This is a genomic window from Kocuria sp. KKT182, assembly GCF_055635395.1.
Map to the genome: position 1 here is coordinate 41,565 of NZ_JBVMVZ010000002.1, position 15,726 is coordinate 57,290.

Annotated in this window: 15 protein-coding genes, 1 tRNA gene and 1 pseudogene; 9 read left to right on the forward strand and 8 right to left on the reverse strand. The window is 66.8% G+C overall.

All coding sequences use genetic code 11. The features are described from left to right. Positions 1 to 68: 68 nt before the first annotated feature. The 4 genes from ACZ2G1_RS18390 to ACZ2G1_RS18405 all read right to left on the reverse strand — a co-directional run bounded on the left by ACZ2G1_RS18390 (position 69) and on the right by ACZ2G1_RS18405 (position 3,927). Positions 69 to 728: a hypothetical protein gene (locus ACZ2G1_RS18390; protein ID WP_470377854.1), complete on the reverse strand. Its 660-nt coding sequence runs from the start codon at positions 726 to 728 to the stop codon at positions 69 to 71. Then, complete coding sequence (locus ACZ2G1_RS18395) at positions 728 to 1,501, reverse strand: ParA family protein (RefSeq protein WP_290467963.1); 774 nt, start codon at positions 1,499 to 1,501, stop codon at positions 728 to 730. The genes ACZ2G1_RS18390 and ACZ2G1_RS18395 overlap by 1 nt, the downstream gene beginning before the upstream one ends. 531 nt (positions 1,502 to 2,032) lie before the next feature. After that, positions 2,033 to 2,109 (reverse strand) — tRNA-Met (locus ACZ2G1_RS18400). Between the two features lie 1,110 nt (positions 2,110 to 3,219). Continuing rightward, entirely contained in the window at positions 3,220 to 3,927 is a 708-nt protein-coding gene (locus ACZ2G1_RS18405) for a DinB/UmuC family translesion DNA polymerase (protein ID WP_470377855.1), read from the reverse strand. A gap of 157 nt (positions 3,928 to 4,084) precedes the next feature. Here ACZ2G1_RS18405 and ACZ2G1_RS18410 point away from each other — a divergent pair, with 157 nt between their 5' ends. From ACZ2G1_RS18410 to ACZ2G1_RS18420, 3 genes are all read left to right on the forward strand, one after another. Then, on the forward strand, positions 4,085 to 4,411 hold the full coding sequence (locus ACZ2G1_RS18410; protein ID WP_251356446.1) for a type II toxin-antitoxin system Phd/YefM family antitoxin: 327 nt from the start codon (positions 4,085 to 4,087) through the stop codon (positions 4,409 to 4,411). Next, positions 4,408 to 4,983, forward strand: coding sequence for a type II toxin-antitoxin system RelE family toxin (locus ACZ2G1_RS18415; RefSeq protein ID WP_470377856.1), 576 nt, complete (start codon positions 4,408 to 4,410; stop codon positions 4,981 to 4,983). The genes ACZ2G1_RS18410 and ACZ2G1_RS18415 overlap by 4 nt, the downstream gene beginning before the upstream one ends. Positions 4,984 to 5,323: 340 nt before the next feature. Further along, on the forward strand, positions 5,324 to 5,521 hold the full coding sequence (locus ACZ2G1_RS18420; protein ID WP_277552065.1) for an antitoxin VbhA family protein: 198 nt from the start codon (positions 5,324 to 5,326) through the stop codon (positions 5,519 to 5,521). A 325-nt stretch (positions 5,522 to 5,846) separates the two neighbouring features. On the opposite strand, the pseudogene ACZ2G1_RS18425 reads toward ACZ2G1_RS18420, so the two are convergent. From ACZ2G1_RS18425 to ACZ2G1_RS18440, 4 genes and pseudogenes are all read right to left on the reverse strand, one after another. Then, positions 5,847 to 6,858, reverse strand: a pseudogene (locus ACZ2G1_RS18425) (IS481 family transposase). A gap of 312 nt (positions 6,859 to 7,170) precedes the next feature. Beyond that, positions 7,171 to 8,766 (reverse strand): replication initiation protein, encoded by a 1,596-nt coding sequence (locus ACZ2G1_RS18430; RefSeq protein ID WP_470377857.1) that lies wholly within the window; start codon positions 8,764 to 8,766, stop codon positions 7,171 to 7,173. Positions 8,767 to 8,929: 163 nt separating this feature from the next. Next, positions 8,930 to 9,145 (reverse strand): hypothetical protein, encoded by a 216-nt coding sequence (locus ACZ2G1_RS18435; protein ID WP_081994610.1) that lies wholly within the window; start codon positions 9,143 to 9,145, stop codon positions 8,930 to 8,932. 514 nt (positions 9,146 to 9,659) lie between these two features. Further along, positions 9,660 to 9,938: an ArsR/SmtB family transcription factor gene (locus ACZ2G1_RS18440; RefSeq protein ID WP_277552062.1), complete on the reverse strand. Its 279-nt coding sequence runs from the start codon at positions 9,936 to 9,938 to the stop codon at positions 9,660 to 9,662. Between the two features lie 180 nt (positions 9,939 to 10,118). On the opposite strand from ACZ2G1_RS18440, the gene ACZ2G1_RS18445 reads away from it, so the two are divergent. The 6 genes from ACZ2G1_RS18445 to ACZ2G1_RS18470 are packed head-to-tail and all read left to right on the forward strand — an operon-like array spanning position 10,119 to position 15,710. Then, a complete protein-coding gene (locus ACZ2G1_RS18445; protein WP_470377858.1) occupies positions 10,119 to 11,240 on the forward strand; it encodes a transglycosylase SLT domain-containing protein in 1,122 nt (373 codons plus the stop codon). Next, positions 11,237 to 11,872 carry a hypothetical protein gene (locus ACZ2G1_RS18450; protein ID WP_470377859.1) on the forward strand — a complete coding sequence of 212 codons (636 nt, stop codon included), beginning with the start codon at positions 11,237 to 11,239 and terminating at the stop codon, positions 11,870 to 11,872. The genes ACZ2G1_RS18445 and ACZ2G1_RS18450 overlap by 4 nt, the downstream gene beginning before the upstream one ends. Continuing rightward, a complete protein-coding gene (locus tag ACZ2G1_RS18455; protein ID WP_470377860.1) occupies positions 11,869 to 13,422 on the forward strand; it encodes a hypothetical protein in 1,554 nt (517 codons plus the stop codon). Before ACZ2G1_RS18450 ends, ACZ2G1_RS18455 begins: the two co-directional genes overlap by 4 nt. Beyond that, positions 13,422 to 14,819 carry a MinD/ParA family ATP-binding protein gene (locus ACZ2G1_RS18460; protein WP_470377861.1) on the forward strand — a complete coding sequence of 466 codons (1,398 nt, stop codon included), beginning with the start codon at positions 13,422 to 13,424 and terminating at the stop codon, positions 14,817 to 14,819. Before ACZ2G1_RS18455 ends, ACZ2G1_RS18460 begins: the two co-directional genes overlap by 1 nt. Before the next feature lie 26 nt (positions 14,820 to 14,845). Then, complete coding sequence (locus ACZ2G1_RS18465; RefSeq protein ID WP_470377862.1) at positions 14,846 to 15,424, forward strand: DUF6668 family protein; 579 nt, start codon at positions 14,846 to 14,848, stop codon at positions 15,422 to 15,424. A gap of 16 nt (positions 15,425 to 15,440) precedes the next feature. Next, entirely contained in the window at positions 15,441 to 15,710 is a 270-nt protein-coding gene (locus ACZ2G1_RS18470) for a hypothetical protein (protein ID WP_062737190.1), read from the forward strand. Positions 15,711 to 15,726: the final 16 nt, after the last annotated feature.

The window sequence follows — 15,726 nt, forward strand, 5'->3', positions numbered from 1 at the left end:
AATATACACACTGGATGCAGGGCACTCACTTGACGCAATACATGCGCTAATGGAACTCGTTTGCCTGCTTAGCGGGTTGGCTTGTTGGGCAACCGCTTGGGGGCCACCGGCAGGGTGCCGCCGTTGCGCTCTCTAGCTTCGTGAATGGCGATGCGCAGGGCCTCGGCGGCCAGTTGGCTCACCGATTGCATACGCCCGGCCCGTCGGTCGATGCCGGTGGTCTCTTCCATACGAGCGATAGTGTCCACGGGCAGAATGAAAGCGCGATTAACTCCGCGGTTGCCTTCCTCCGGGTCCGGATGCACTTCAGCTAGTTGGGCTCGGTCGGCGGGGGTCCGTCCGATATGGGCATCCAACGCGCCTGCGATCCAGCGGGCGAAACTGCTGGGCGGGTCGGTGAGGGTGTCCAGATCGGCCACGTAGGCGGACTTAGCGCTCTCCAGGGTGCCTTGGCGAAGATACAGACCTAGGCGAGCCGTGCCAGCCGGCAGCGCCTGGGCCCGACGCGCAGTGCCACCATTCCTCACAGCTCCGGTCGACCCCTCTGTCAGCTCGGCGACGGCGGGTTGCGAGATGGACTGCTCCCCCACTGACCCTGCCTGCGTTTCCACCACAGGGGCAGCAGCTGGCTCGGAAGACACCATGGTTGCGGGTTCCATGGTGGGTTCTTCGAGAGGCCCGGTGATAGCGGCCTTGTTGCGGTCTTTGAGGGACTTGCGGGCGGGCATCAGACTCGAACTCCTGTGCTGACGGCGATGATTGGGGACACGGCGGCTTTGTAGTCGGCGGTGACCTTAGAAGATGGGTCATAGACGGACACCGGCATCCCGGCGGTGTAGGCGTCACGCACGGACACCGCCTCACGCACCGGTGCGGTGACCTTGCCCGGGTGCATCTCCTCGAGCATTTCCACCACCTCCTTATCCAGGGTCCGGCGCCCGTCATAGCGGGTGGGCACCACCCAAGACACGGCCAACCCAGGGCGGATCCGGCGGGCCAGGCGGGCTTCGATGACGTCAGTGAGTCGGGTGAGCTGATCCAGTGCCTCGACCTCACAGGCCACCGCCGCTACCACCACATCAGCAGCAGCTAAACCCGCCAGGGTCAGCCCGGACAGCGCCGGCGGGGTGTCGATGACGATGTCATCGAAACGGTCCGCCACGGTGGGCAGGTGATCGCGCAGGGCAGTCACCAGGTCCGGAACCTGGTGGGTGTCCATGTCAGCTAGATCATGGGTGCCAGCCAGCACATGCACCCCCGGAACAGTCGGGCTCGGTGCTGCGGCATCGGCGGCAGTGGCTGCCCCGGTCAGCACCTCGGCAGCAACCGCGGTGACTTCGCTGTCATCGGTGAGCCCGAGTCGCGTGGTGAGGTTTCCCTGTTGGTCCAGGTCGATGGCCAACACCCGGCGTCCAGCCGAAGCCAGAGCAGCTGCGATTTCTGCAGCCGTGGTGGTCTTGGTGGAGCCGCCCTTGGACAAGGCGACGGTATAGACGGTCATGCGTGGGTGCCCCTTTCGGTAGTACCGGCAGTTTGGAAGTGTCCAACCTGTTGCGTGTATTCAATCTATCGCAACTGACCACTATGAGTCGTCAATCCTAACCCTCGCGTCGGGCGCGTATGAGTCGTGGATGCATTCTCGCCAATCCCTGCCCCTTTCCCCCAACAGGCATGCCGGTACGCATTGAGGACAAGACGATGCACGTGACCTAGCTGGGTCCAATTTCGTTGCCTCGGAATGTGCAACACCTCTCGCCCCGTGCCTGCCCGCAGTGGGTGAGAGGGCTGCACACAAGGTAGGCAGACGTCGCCCCTCGGGAACGACGACCAATGGGGCTACTGTTGCTGCGAGATGCAGTGCATATATTCAATCCAGTGCTTTTAGGGATTCCAGTGATTCTATCGACATAGGCCTGCCAGCCTCCCCCTAGACCGCCGATGCAGGCAAGGTAGCGAAAGTCTCACTGGAAGCGTGGCCCAGACCCTAGCCCGCGCAGAACAAAGGCCCCCAGATTAATCTGGGGGCCTTGCCTGGTTGCGGGGGCAAGATTTGAACTTGCGACCTCTGGGTTATGAGCCCAGCGAGCTACCGAACTGCTCCACCCCGCGGCGACCGTCTGACTATATGTGCCGCGAGGCGTTCGCGCACATCGAAGACGACGGTCCAACCTCAGAGGCCATCCGTCCGGGCTTTACGCTCCGACCGGCCACTCTGCATAGCTTTTGCCGCGTATATTCAATCTAACCATGCACAAAAATAGATTGAATATACTCTCTAAAGCAACTAGAACAACCATACGCTTCAGCGTAGAACTCGTCCCGGAAGGACTGACTCAAGCAACCTAAGTGGAGCACCCTGCCCTAAGCCCTCGCAGACCGAAGAGCGATGTCCCGTCGGTGTAGGCAAAAGGTGTCGCCCATGCCATGCCTATATTCAATGCATGCATTGCTGTGTGTTTAACACATCCCATGTGACTTCTGATTCGAGGGGAGTGGCTGTCCCTAGGCGACAGACCCTCCCTCCATCACTCGCCTCACCGATACGGCGTTTTCAGAGGGACCTCCTGCGAGACGAGCACCAGGACCATGGAAGGCAAAGCCATCCCCAAGCACCAATAGTGCACCGTCGAATATATTGAATATACACAATATAATGTAGTACTTGAATGATGCCCTCCCGACTCCGAGGAAGCGTGGGGAGAACGGTGCAGCACTCCATTTGCCGTGCTGATCAACCCATGTGCGGAGGCGACCTTGCTCCTCGTGGGCAATCATTTCGGAGGCCCGCCAGGGCCGAGGAAATGTGCGGCAGCCTTCGTCTCTCGCCTGAACCCCCTGCGTATCCCTCTCCACGCACCCGAGGCCGCCGAGATAGGCCATGACACTTGTGGGCGCCTCGCGCTGAGGGCCGCCCTGCATAGCACGACTGGGAGGCGGGTCGAAGTCGTGGTCGGCGAGCTGGCCACCGTGATCGCCGCGGCCGGGTTGGTCCCGGATCAGATATTGCATGACGTCCAGTGGTTGCGGGGCTGGCGCGAGGAAGCCGTACACGGAACCCAAGAACTGCGGACCGAGCGGACTACTGCCCGGGACAGGGTGCGCACCTTGGAAGCGATAGCACAGATCGAGTCGCCCCAACGGTTTTAGTAGCACCATCACTAGAGGCAATGGAATGAATAGACCTAATTGACTGCACAGGAACAATGGAATGCACCGCGCTCAACTGACGGTGCGTAGTTCGTTCCAATCGGTGGTGTACCTGGGGGAGAGGTCGGTTTGGCGGTTGGTCCAGGGGGTGGGGGAGTGGGCGCCAGTGCGCCCCAGGGCGAGGGTGCCGGTTCCGAAGCGCCCGTTCACCGCGTCGATGAGCTCCCCGATGGGGGCGGGTTGCTCAAGGACCCCGGGCAGGACCGGCACGGCCCCGTCGGGGGCGAGGTCCAGACACAAGATGCCGGCGCGCATGTAGGACATCCCGTGCATCAGCTTGGGCACCAGGGCGGCCCGGGCCGCGGCCACCAGGGGAGTGGGCTCGTTGGTGGGCACGGCCAGACGCACATGCGCGGAGACGTTGTGGGTGGGTCCGGGCCGGTGCGGGGAAGTGGAGGCGAACACGGTGAGGCGCCCGGTGACCTCGCCTTCCTTCCGGAGCCGGCGGGAGGCGCGTTGGGCGAACTCGGCCACCGCGGCCCCGACGATCTCCGGGTCGTGAATCGGGTCCGGGAACGACCGGGAAACCAGGATCTGTTGCTTGGTCGCGGCGACGTCTTCGACGGGGATGGCGGGGAAGCCGTTGAGCTCGAGCACGGTGCGCATCTGCACCACGGAGAACTTGTGGCGGATGGCCACCGGGTCGGCATCACGCAGATCAGCGATCGTCTCGATGCCCATCGCCTCCAGGCGCTTGGCCAGCCGCCCGGCGATACCCACACCTGGGTGACGGGCAGGGCCGCCATGAGCCGCTCCCAGTACCCCTCCGGGGCCTGGTCCCAGTGGACGACCCCACCGGTGACGGGCAGCTTCTTCGCGGCCTCGGTGGCGATCTTCGCCAGCCCCTAAACTGCACAGAAAACTGTATACTTTGGGTATGTCTCTTCTGGATCTTTCCCATCCCATCTCGGTCACCGAGGCCTCCCAGCGCGGTGTGGCCGGTTTGATCAAAGACGCCGAGGCAGGGGAGGAGGTCGTGGTCTCCCGCCACGGCAAGACGGTGGCCGCCGTTGTGAGCGCCCGCCAATTGGAGCAGCTGCGCACCCTGGAGGGAGACCTGCGCGATGCGGCCCTGGTCATCGTGCGTGCTGCCACCGACAGCGGAGTGCGCGGCTCCCTGGATGAGGCACTGACCGCCTTCGGCCTGGACCGGGCCCAGCTGGAGGCGGAACTAGACGCTGACCTGGCCGCCGGCAGACCGTGAGCACGCCCGGGCCCTCCACCCCGGATGCTCCACGGGCGGTAGTACGACTCACCGAAGACGCCATCGCCGACCTGCACCGGTTGCACCGCAAGGACCCCCAGATCGTGCGCTGGGCCTTCAAGAAAATGCTCCTGCTGGAACGCTCCGTCGATGCCGGCGAACCACTACTGGGGGACCTCATCGGCTTCCGCAAACTAGTGGTCGGTGACCGCGACTGGCGCATCGTGTGGCGAACGACCACCGACACCGTCGGGGCCACCGTGATCGATGTCGCCGAGGTCTGGGCCGCCGGCGCCCGATCCGATGATGAGGTCTACCAGGAGATGACCGCCCGTGTCGCCGCCCTGGGCACCTTGCCCCAGGCAACCGCTCTCACCACGGTGCTGGAGTCCATGGGCCGTCTCTTCGCTGACCTCGAGGCCACCCCCGAACCGGTCCCGGTGGAGCCCGTCCCGGACTGGCTCGCCCGCCGCCTCATTACCCAGGTCGGACTGAGCGTCCAAGAGGTCGCCGCGATGACTCCCGAAGACGCCATGGCCCGGCTCGAGGCATACTGGTCCACCCCGCGGTGAACCCTCCGGAGTGCCCGAGCGCGATAGAGAGCTGGAACATCGACCAGGGCCCGACCAGGCGGTGGGGGCCCGTCGGGCACCGGCCGACCGGAAGGTGGCCATACCCAGCCTCCACATGAGGAAGGCCCTGTGAAGATCCGGCCTCTCGCAGCGATCCGTGACCACCGGACTAAATGCCGTCGACACCACCGGATCATCGATGACCGGGGCAACGATCACGACGGCGGCCGGCCAATCAGCATTCCTGCATCTTCTTGGACCGGCGAAGCACACAAAAGGAGTGGGGGAGCGGGAGACAGTTGTGCATGGCGCGGCTCGACACACTGATCGGGGAGGTTCCATGGCTCAGCAGCACATTCTGCCGCCGGCTCTCGAGATAGACCGGGCACGACAGGTGGGCTCCGTGGTGCACAGTGCGGCCATGGAAGGGCTTCACGTCACCACAGCGACCCAGGCGGAGCTGGATCGTTTCGCCGCCGGTGGGCTCGAGGTCGAGGAGCTGGTTCGGCGCACCCGCGCCCGCTACGGCCTTGAGTAAGGCCCCCGGCCCGCACCGTGCCCGGTATTTGGACCCACACACCGGGATCCTGACCGACCTGATCGGCGCCTGCACCACCACAGAGCTCGCCACTGCGGAAGCTGACCCGGTGACGGCCCACATCCGGCGGTTGTTCCGCCACCCACCCGAGATCTGGCCGAACTGCAGGCCATTCACTGTCTCCTGTTCTAGGACATCTATCCCTGGGCGGGGCAGCTGCGCAAAACGATCCCGGAGCGCAGCCGTTCCTACCGGTGTCGATGATCCCCCGCTCGGCCGGTTTCGTCTTCGATCTTCTGGCCACAGCCGCCGACTGGTAGCTGGACTAGATGTAAGAGGGCATGACGTTATTGGCACGGGCCGGGACGCGTGAGGCCGGGGGCTGATCACCACAGGCGGTATGCGGCCGATGGTAGTTGAAGTGGTTCACCCAGACCCCGATGGCGTCCCGGCGGGCCTGCTCGCTGGCGTAGGGGCGGACGTATAGCACCTCGTCAGCCAGCAGCCGGTTGTACCGCTCCACCTTCCCGTTGTGCCGCGGCGTGTAGGGGCGGATGCGCTGGTGCCGGCCGGCGAGGGCTTCCACGCAGCGGGTGAAGTCCTTGGCCCGGTAGTTGGCGCCGTTGTCGGTCACGACCCGGTGCAACCGGGCGATGCCGTGGGCGGCGAAGAAGGCTCTCGCCCGGCAGAAGAACCCGATCGTGGTCACCGCCTTCTCGTCCTCGAGAGCCTCGGTGTAGGCCAGCCTTGAGAAGCCGTCCACGGCCGAGTGCAGGTAGGTGTAGCCGACCTTCGCCCCGGGTCCGCGCTTGGCAGCCTTCGCGGCCGTAGTGCCGCGGCCGTGGGCCCGCCAGCCGCCGCCGTCGGGGATCCGCCCGACCTTCTTCACATCCAGGTGGACCATGTGCCCAGGCCAGGCGGCGCGGATCCGCCCCGGGGTCCTGCGGGAGTTCTCGCCGGCGGGGGTGAGGTCGCGCAGGCGGGAGATCCCGAGCCGGTGCAGCCAGCGGCCGACGGTGCGCAGGCTGATCGCCACGGCGCGGTCGACCAGGTGGCGGTGGATGCGCCGCGCCGACCACTTGTGCTTGCGGCGCCAGCGCTCGATGAGCTCCACGACCGCCGCCGGGGTGCGGGGTGCTGCTGCGCCGCGGGGTCGAGGGACGGTCGGCCAGCCCGGCTTCGCCGGACTCGAGGTAGCGGGCCACCCAGGTCGCCACCGTGGGCCGACTGACGCGGAACTCCGCGGCCACGTGGGCCATCGGGATCCCGTCGTCGAGGTGGCGCAACACCATGCGCAGCCGGCCGGTCGGGGTCAGAGGTGCATTAACGTGGGTCATGAACGGGCTCTCTCGCGCGGACGGACGGTGTAGGAACTTCCATCCTGTGACGAGGAGCCCGTTCCTCATCTCATCGACGCACCCGCGCCAAGAACCTCATGACCCACAACAACTAGACCCAGTTCACCGGGGCGGTCAACGATGCCGCCTCGCGGGCCGCAGCCGAGGATCACGACCTCGCTGCGCTACAGGAGATGTTCGCGGCGATCCTCGCTCCCGCACCACACCGCACTCGGCCGCGTTCCTGACCGGCCCAGCTAACGGTCAGATAAACACTGGGAGCACCGCCACACTGGTCCCGGACACGCCTTGTCAGTGGACGATGTAACCGGCGAACCGTGCAGACCAGCGCGTCTCGCCGGCACCTCGAATGACCTCGTAGGTGACGGCCGTCAGATGGGGGACGCGTAACCCGTGGAGTTTGCCGAGACGGGCCCCAACTTGCGTCACGTGCAGTTCCCGGCCACCCAGCGCAGCACCGTGGAACGGTCCGTCCTTGACCGTCTCCCAGTAGGCGGAGGCGGTGGTAAAAGACCAGTACCCGGAGCCCAGCGGGTAGTCCTCCAGGTAGTCCAGGGGCACCCAGAGAGTGAGACCGCAGTGCTCGGGGAGGAGCCGATCCCGGAAGTCGGGGTCTGGTTCTCCAGGCAGGACGCCTTCGGGCCACGGGTAAGCGGGTTCACACGCTACGGGGGCATCGTCTTCCTGGGCAGGTCCGGGGGGCACCTCCAGGCTAGGGGAGGGGGCGGAACCAATACCTGTTGCTTGGAGAACTTCACCGTCTCCCACGGTGTTGTAGATGGGCGCGTTCTTCAGCCAGGCCATCACGGTGCGGGCGGTACGCCCCACGGCCTCGGCAATGGCCCGGTAGGTCGCCCCCGCCGCCCGCAACCGCACCGCCTGGGCACGCAACTGCCCCACACGGTCGGTACGGGCCTGGCGTGCCTTCCCGGCGTTGTTCGCCGCCGCACGCGCCTTGGCCTCGGTCCTGGCCTTCCCGCCACGCCGTCCCATCCGGGCCAGATACTCGTGTGCCGCATCGGAACCACTGGTGGAGGTGGGACGTCCCTTGCCGGCGTTGACCTGACGGACGGCCGAGCGCGCCAGACACGTCACCTCCCCATCGGGCAGCGGGTGGGTCAGCTGGGCGTTGAGCGCCTTGGCGTGGGCGATCGAGGCGGCCTCCGTCGGGGTCTGCTGGCGGGCCTGCCGCTGGTCCCACAGCCACCGGCGGGTGGCGCGGAAGACCGCGGTGTTGCGCCCCACCTCCGTCGCGGTGTCCACCACCGGGACCCGCGGGATGCCGACTCGCCCCAACAGGGCCGTGCCCGGGTCCCAGGCCGGTGCTGCTGGCCCGTCGATGGCCTCGTCGTGGAACGGATCGATGTACTCGGCCATGTGCGCCTTGAGATCCCCTAGAGACCATGGGCTGACTCTGCGGCCCCACCACACGCGCCCGGCCGGGAACGCAGCGGCCGGGTTGCGCACCAGGTACCGGGTGAAGCAGGGATCCCCGTCCACCAGCCGGTCCAGGGCCCGCTGCACCGCCTCCGCGTAGCGGATCGGACCCGGCCGAGCACCCTCGCCCCGGTAGACCGGTTCGATCGCCCACCCAGCCTGGGCATGACCGGTGTCCGGGTTCTCGATGATCCAGGTCGGCTCGGGCACGGCCGGGTGCATCAGGTTCAACAACGCGTCCTCGTCATCGACGTCCACAACGAGGAAGTTCAACCAATCGGCCGGATTGAGCTGGATGAACGCGAACTCCCCAGCAGGCCGCCCACGGTTGGGGAACGCCTGCGACTTGGTCTGACCGCACCGGAAGTACTCGATCCGGTGGTGCGCCAGAAACCGGCGGGCCGGGGTCTCGGGGCAAAAAAGGGCAACATCCAGCAAGGCAGGGTCCACTTGCGGACGCGCCTCAGGTACACTAGGGGACACAACAGTCCCCTGGTAATGGGTTCATATGCGGTTCTCATCCGGTTTCTGTTGAACCAGCTGTCTCGGTCGCCAAACTTGCGACAGCTGATTGACTTCGACGGTCCGCCCTGGCAGGCGGACCGTCAGTCGTTTAAGCGGTGTTCTTGAGCGGGAGTTCCGCCTCCTGTGGGTTGTCGAGCTTGTTGGTCCGCCCTGCATCGCGTTCGATCAACGCGCCAAGGTACTCCGCCATTGACAGACCGGACCTAGCAGCAGCCTCAGCTGCAAGTCGATGCTGATCAGGCGTAAAGCGCGTGCTAAATGCGACCTTGCGGCCATACATCTTCGGCGCCTTGTACTCACTCATGAGGCCAGTCTTACAGACCTATTGCACAATAGCTATCTTCCGGCCCGTCGCGTGTCGCCGCTGAGGCAGGCCGCTGAACTGGGGGCTAACGACGTCCCCCTGCCCGTTGCGGCTTGGATGTAGATGGCGACCTGGTTGGCGTAAAGCAGGAGTGGGGCTCTCTTCGCGCACGACTTGTGTAGGAACTTCCATCCTGAAGCGCGGATCCCGTTTCACAGCTCATCGGCCCATCCATGGCAAGAACCTCATGCCTCACAGCACCTACCTGTTCACATAATGAGTACCGCGTCCCCGGATCAGGGGACAGATGCGATCTGACTGCTGGTCCTGTAGCTCTGCATGTTTGACGTCCCTGCCTCTGGGGTGCGGCGATGCAATGTCCCCCGCATTGATTGGGGTCCTGGAGTTTGCATACATACCATCGGCGTTGAGCTGAGGTAGGGCTCCGCCTTGCAAGAGCGGGACAGAAAGGACCTTTGGGGGGAGAGCGTTGTGTTGGTGTGCCGCAACAGAATCAGGACGGGTTGTCGCCCAGGAGGTAGGCATCCAACGTGTCGAGCAGTTCTTGGATCCGCGCCTCGTTGAGCGTGTGGAGTGTCGGCCGGCCCCGGCCTGTCTGGGTTTCAGACACCACTACACCGAGGTCGCGCAGGATTGCCAGCTGTGGAGTCACGGTGCCCGAGGGCAGGGATAACCGCTCGTTGAGGTCGGGCCCCAGCAGGGGGCTCCGTCTGAGTTCGTGAATGATGGCGGCCCGTAGTCCGTTCCCGAGCGCGATGACGGCCTGATGCACGTCGTCACTTTGGCCCTGGGGCTGAATCGGCGCTGGCATACGGACCATTGTCCACACCTTCCACTGATTGCGCCGAATTTCCTCAAGACAGCGAATGCCCCGATGGACCCACCACGCTTTCTTGATTGCACTCTCCTTTCACTACATGATGGTACTACCAAACGTGAAAGGAGGTGACTCGTGGAAGAGGAAGAGTCCAGAAGCTCATCGACACTCGCAATTACTGTCCTGGCGTTGGTGGGAGTGGTCGCAGTAGGCGCCCCCATTGTGAGTGTGGCCGGCATCGCCCTGGTGACCGATATGCAAGCCGCAATGGGTCAGTGTTCCCCTTCCGCGGTCGTCTCCGATGAGGACTCCGAGGACGCGGTGATCAATGTCCCCAACGGTTGGGGGCCGTTGGTGGAGGAGGCCGCTAAGACGGCCGGGTTGCCGGTGAGCGTGGTAGCTGCCCAGCTCCAGCAGGAGTCCAACTGGAATCCCAATGCCGGCAGTTCTGCCGGGGCTCAGGGCATCGCCCAGTTCATGCCCGAGACCTGGGCCCAGTACGGGAACGGCGGGAACGTGACTGACCCCGAGGACGCGATTCCGGCCTACGGCCGCTATATGGCAGACCTCAGGAATGAAGTGAAGTCCCTGGCCGGCGACGATGCAAGCAAGTTGGTGCGCCTGACCTTGGCTGCTTACAACGCCGGCCCCGGCGCGGTTGCCCAGCACAAGGGTGTGCCGCCGTTCGCGGAGACGGAGCGCTACGTGGCCAGGATCCTCGACGGTGGTCAGGTCGAGTTCTCGCCCGGGTGTGAGGCCCCCGCCGGGGGCAAGGCGTGGGACGGGGACCTGGGTGACGGGGAGTGGACCGCCCCGCTGCCCGGGGGCAAGTTCACTTCCGGCTACGGGCGGCGCAACGTGCCAGGGCTGCCCGAGTGGGCGCAGAACCACGTGGGCCTGGACTTCGCCACCCCCGGTGCCGGTTCCCGCCCCGGGGGGCCGGTAATCGCCCCGACCGATCTGCGGATCACCGGGTTCAACGACACCGATGGATGCGTGATCGCCAAGGAGGACGGGGACGATCCCGATTTCGGGTTCGCCTTCTGCCACCTGAACGCCTGGGGCGTGAAAAAGGGCCAGAAGCTCACCCGCGGCGACGTGATCGGCGTGGAGGGCAACCGGGGCCAGTTCGGTATGTCCACGCACCTGCACATCGAGATTTACAAGCCCAATGCCCCCGACGTGGTTTCCCCCTATCAGGGCTTCAACATCGACCCCGAGCCGATCCTGCGAGAGAAAGGAGCGTGGCCGCGATGAGCCGCCGCCCCCACCTGATCACTGCCCTGGCCCTGTGCGCCCTGCCCCTGGCTGCCTGCTCTGCTGAGCCAGCTCAGGAGACGTCCGCCTCCTCCAGTGCTGCGTCCCCGGCCAGCTCGGCCCCGGCCGACTGGCCGACGTCGAGCAGCTTCCCCACCCCGGAGGTCCCCGGGGATGGAACGTTCCCGGCCGTTGAGGACGTGGACCGCACCGATGTGGACTCCACCGCCCGGGCGGCCGCGGTTCTGCTGCATTCCTGGGACACCGTGGTGGACCGCACTGAGACGGCCGCTGCAATCCGCACGAAGCCGCTCATGTCCGATGAGTGGGCGGCCCAGCAGATCGAGCCCGAACGCAACTCCTCCCAGGGGGCGTGGTTGGACCCCGCTGCGCACGGGGCCTACAGCCGGGCTCAGGCGGTGCCGGCGATCGGGGACACGACCCGCGACGTGGGGCAGGACAAGGCGATCCGGGCGTACAAGGTGACCTGGCGGTGGGCCAGCCGCGATGGGGAACCGGCCGAGGGCACCGGGACCCGGCACGTGACGATCTACCTGGAAAAGCACTCCGGGGCCTGGGAGGTCGTGGGCCACCAGTCCCACGAGCTGCCCGCCGGGGAGGCCACCTCGTGAGCCCGGCCGTGCACACCTGGCCGGTGATCGCCCTGACGTTTAGTCAGGAGCAGATCGTGGCCGAGGCCAACGGGGAGGTGCTGACCTACCCCGTCCTCGATGCGGGCGCTACCCATGAGGTCGCTGCTGATGCGGCGGCTGAGGTGTGCCGGCGGCTGGGGTTGAAGATGTGCCGGGTGCAGGGTCACACCGAGGACGGGTCCATGTTCGAGATGGTCGTGGACGCCGAACTGGGCACCCTGGAGGAGTACGAGCCCCCGGCTGGCCCCGGGCCGGCTGAGCACAGGGCAGCGCGCCGGGGCGGAAGCTCCGCCCGGACACGCACGGCGGGTGCCCGATCCGGGAACCAGCGCCGTCGCGCCCTGGCGATCTGGGGCAGCGTCGGAGTCCTGGGATTGACCGCCGGGGCCTCGGTGGCGATGAACCTCACCGAGGGCGAGGGAGAGCCGGTGGCGGTGGTGCACACCCCGCCCCCGGCCCAGCTGCCGGTGCCGGCCCCGGCCGGATGGGACACCTACGGTGCGTGGGCCACGCCAATGTCCGGGTCACAGGTGCAGGCGGTCCTGGACTGGGAGGGTCGGCCGGTCAGTGTGGACGGGAGCAAGCTCATCGGCCACGACCCCGACACGGGTGTGGAGCAGTGGAGCCGCACCGCGCCGTTCACCGTGACGCAGCTGGGGCTGTTCACCGTAGACGGGCAGACCCGCCTGGCGGCCGCCACGGGCAAAGAGCTGGTGCTGTTCACCCCGGACTCCACCGAGCCGATCCGGGTCCAGGTCCCCCAGGAGGCCACCGTGGTTCTGGACGGCGGCACCGTGCCCCGCCTGGACCTGCCCAATCAGAAGTCCCTGCTGGTGGCAGCGGACGGGTCCACCGCCGCCCGGGTGGTGCCCGCGGCCGCCAAACCGCTGGAGGCCCAAGGGGCGGACCTGATCGCTGCTGATGCCAAGGCGGGAAAGGTGTGGCGGGTCGGCACCGACTCCGCCGCCCTGCCCAAACCGGCGAGACTGCCGGCCCCGGCCAAGGGTGCGGAACTCACCGGCATCCTCGGCAGCGTGGACGGCCGGGTGGTCGCCGCCTGGAAGGACGGGAAGCAGACCGTCGTCGGGTTCTATGACGTGGACGAGGCCACTGATGCGACCGGGGTGAAGCAGGTCGCGGTGCGCGAACTCGACGGCAATCAGATCACCGCCTCCACGGTGCAGACCGACCGGGTGCACGGGTTGCTGCTGGCCTCCACGGTGCTGGTCGATGTGGACGCCACCACCGCCCACCGCCTGGAGGGCCAAGCCACGCTGGCGGCCGGCTACGCCTGGGTCACCGATGACGGCGAGCAGACCCAGGTCACCCGTGACGGGCAGACCGAGGCCACCACGACGGCCGATCAGGCGGCGGTGCCCGACGTCATCACCGACAACGGGATGGCGCTGACCCGGGTGGACGGGTCCACCGATGGCTCCCTCTATGCCCTGGTCGAGACCGGCCCGACTCCCACAGCCAGCACGTCACCGACTGCGAGCCCTACCCCCACTGCTAAGGAGACCCCCTGATGAGAATGACCGCCACGATCGACTCCACCGGTACCGTGCACCTGGACACTGACGGGGAGACGACCCAGGAGAACCACTCCTCCGTAGGCGATGCCCGCCGCTCGGTCATGGCCACGGCCAAGACCCTGGCGGAGCAGACCAGCCAGGACATGCAGCTGCACATCGAGGACCCTGCCGGGTCCCGCACCTTCCTGGTCGGTGCCGATGGCGCCTCTAGGCAGGAAAGTGTGTCCCCGGCACCGGCCACCGTCGAGCCCCCGGCCCCGGTCGAGCCCGCTAGGTCCGAGTCGGTGCCTGCCGTGGAATCGGTGGTGTCGGGAGAGACCGTCCCGGTGGCTGCTGCGGCGGAGGAGGAACAGGCCCCCGCTGCACTGGCTACGGCGGCTGCTCCCGCGCCTAATCCGTTTCTCGGTGGCCGCCCGTCCACGGCCCGCCCCGCGGCGGTGGTGGAGCCCGAGACTGCTGGCAGCCGGCGGGAGTCGTTGCCGTCCTTCGTGGACCGCCCCGAGGTGGACGCCCCGGCCCAGCACGGGTGGCGCGGGGCGCTGAACCAGTTGGGCCTGCACCTGGCGCCCTCGGCCGCGGAGCTGAGCCAGCGGAAGGATGAGGCCGCGGTGTCGGCCCACTGGGCCGGGCCGCGCACGATCGCGGTCCTGAACCCCAAGGGCGGGGCCGGCAAGACCCCCACGGTGATCTGCCTGGCGGCTGTGTTCGCCCGCCTGTCCGGGGGCGGGGTGCTGGCCTGGGACAACAACAACTCCCTGGGGTCGCTGGGGTGGCGCACCTTCGACGCCGGCCATGAGGCGACTGTGGTGGATTTGCTGGGGCGCACTGAGCACTTCATGACATCCGATGCCCGGGTGGGGGACCTGTCCGGGTACGTCCACCACCAGCCGGCCGATCGCTATGACGTGCTGCGCTCCGATGACCGTTCCGGGGACCAGGAGCGGCACATGGTCACCGGGGACGAGGTGGACCGGTTGCACGCGGTGGCCGCGAAGTATTACCGGGCGATCGTGATGGATTCGGGCAATACCGAACGCGGGGCGAACTGGCAGGCGATGATCGGCCACGCCGATCAGGTGGTGATCCCGGTGAAGTCCGTCGATGACGCCGCCGAGGGTGCCTCCCGGGTGCTGGCCGCCCTGCACGCCGGAGACACCCACGCCCAGGAGCTCGCGCGCAACGCGGTAGTGGTGGTGCTGTGCTGCGAGCCCGGCCACCAGAAGACCAAGGCCAAGGAACTGGCCGAAGAGTTCGCCCCCTATGTGCGGGCCGTAGCCACGATCCCGTATGACCGGGCACTGGTGGAGGGTCGAGTGCGGTTCTCCGCGATGACCCCGGCCACCCGCCGGGCCTGGCTGCGGGCCGGGGCAGCGGTGCGGGAGGGCCTGTGATCGTGGACAGTCCTCGTAACCCTTTCGTGGCCGCTCCCGAGGTGGTGGAGGAGGAGGACCCGATGGAGGAGGACCCGATCCTGGGGTCCCGGGATTCCATCCGAGGCCCGCAGAACCTCCAGCAGGCCCTGGCCGAGGAACCGGTGCCCGCCGAGGAGCCGGCGGCCCCGGTGGAAGGCACCCCGGCCACGCTGTGGCTCGTCGGGGCCTCCGGTGGCGTGGGCACAACCACTCTGGCCGGGCTGTGCTCCGAGCAGGTCGTGGACGCGGCGGTGCAGGAACCGGAATGGGCGGGACGTGCCCTGCTGGTGTGCTCCACCAGCGCGTCTTCCCTGGAGTCGGCCGCCCAGCTAGCCCGGACCTCCGCCACTGGGCAGCTGCCCTATGAGCTGATCGGTTTGGTCATTGTCCATGACCGGCCCAAGAACCGGATCACCAAGCCCACCCTGAGCTTCGCCCGGGGTGTGGCGCGGATGTTCCCGGTGGCCATGACGGTCCCCTATGAGTCGTCGTGGCGCGAGGTCGGCGTCACCCCCGCCCCTTCCAGCACCCGGCTGAAAACCGTGCTGCGGAAGATCGAGAAAATCGCCCAGACCGGGCACTGAGAAAGGAAACCCCCCAATGTTCATCAACACCCTCAACGCCCTGATGATCCCGGCCATCAACGCCACTCCGACCCAGCCCCCGGGGATGGAGAACGTGACCATGATCCTCGGCTGGATTCTCTGGGCCGCCGGCCTCGTCCTGTTCGTCTACTTCATCTTCGGACTCGTCACCGCCGGCCGGAACCGCCGCCGTGGCGATGAGGTCGAGGCCCCGGTGTGGCCGCTGGTCGCTGCCGCCCTGCTCGGGGCGGCCGGGGCGATCTGGAACATGATCACCGGCGGCTGAGCCGGCCCCCGATCCT

Bases quoted from the DNA above. Each gene is read 5' to 3' on its own strand.
- ACZ2G1_RS18390 (WP_470377854.1), bottom strand. From the start codon at position 728: ATGCCCGCCCGCAAGTCCCTCAAAGACCGCAACAAGGCCGCTATCACC.
- ACZ2G1_RS18395 (WP_290467963.1), bottom strand. From the start codon at position 1,501: ATGACCGTCTATACCGTCGCCTTGTCCAAGGGCGGCTCCACCAAGACC.
- ACZ2G1_RS18410 (WP_251356446.1), top strand. From the start codon at position 4,085: ATGTCTCTTCTGGATCTTTCCCATCCCATCTCGGTCACCGAGGCCTCC.
- ACZ2G1_RS18420 (WP_277552065.1), top strand. From the start codon at position 5,324: ATGGCTCAGCAGCACATTCTGCCGCCGGCTCTCGAGATAGACCGGGCA.
- ACZ2G1_RS18435 (WP_081994610.1), bottom strand. From the start codon at position 9,145: ATGAGTGAGTACAAGGCGCCGAAGATGTATGGCCGCAAGGTCGCATTT.
- ACZ2G1_RS18450 (WP_470377859.1), top strand. From the start codon at position 11,237: ATGAGCCGCCGCCCCCACCTGATCACTGCCCTGGCCCTGTGCGCCCTG.
- ACZ2G1_RS18460 (WP_470377861.1), top strand. From the start codon at position 13,422: ATGAGAATGACCGCCACGATCGACTCCACCGGTACCGTGCACCTGGAC.
- ACZ2G1_RS18470 (WP_062737190.1), top strand. From the start codon at position 15,441: ATGTTCATCAACACCCTCAACGCCCTGATGATCCCGGCCATCAACGCC.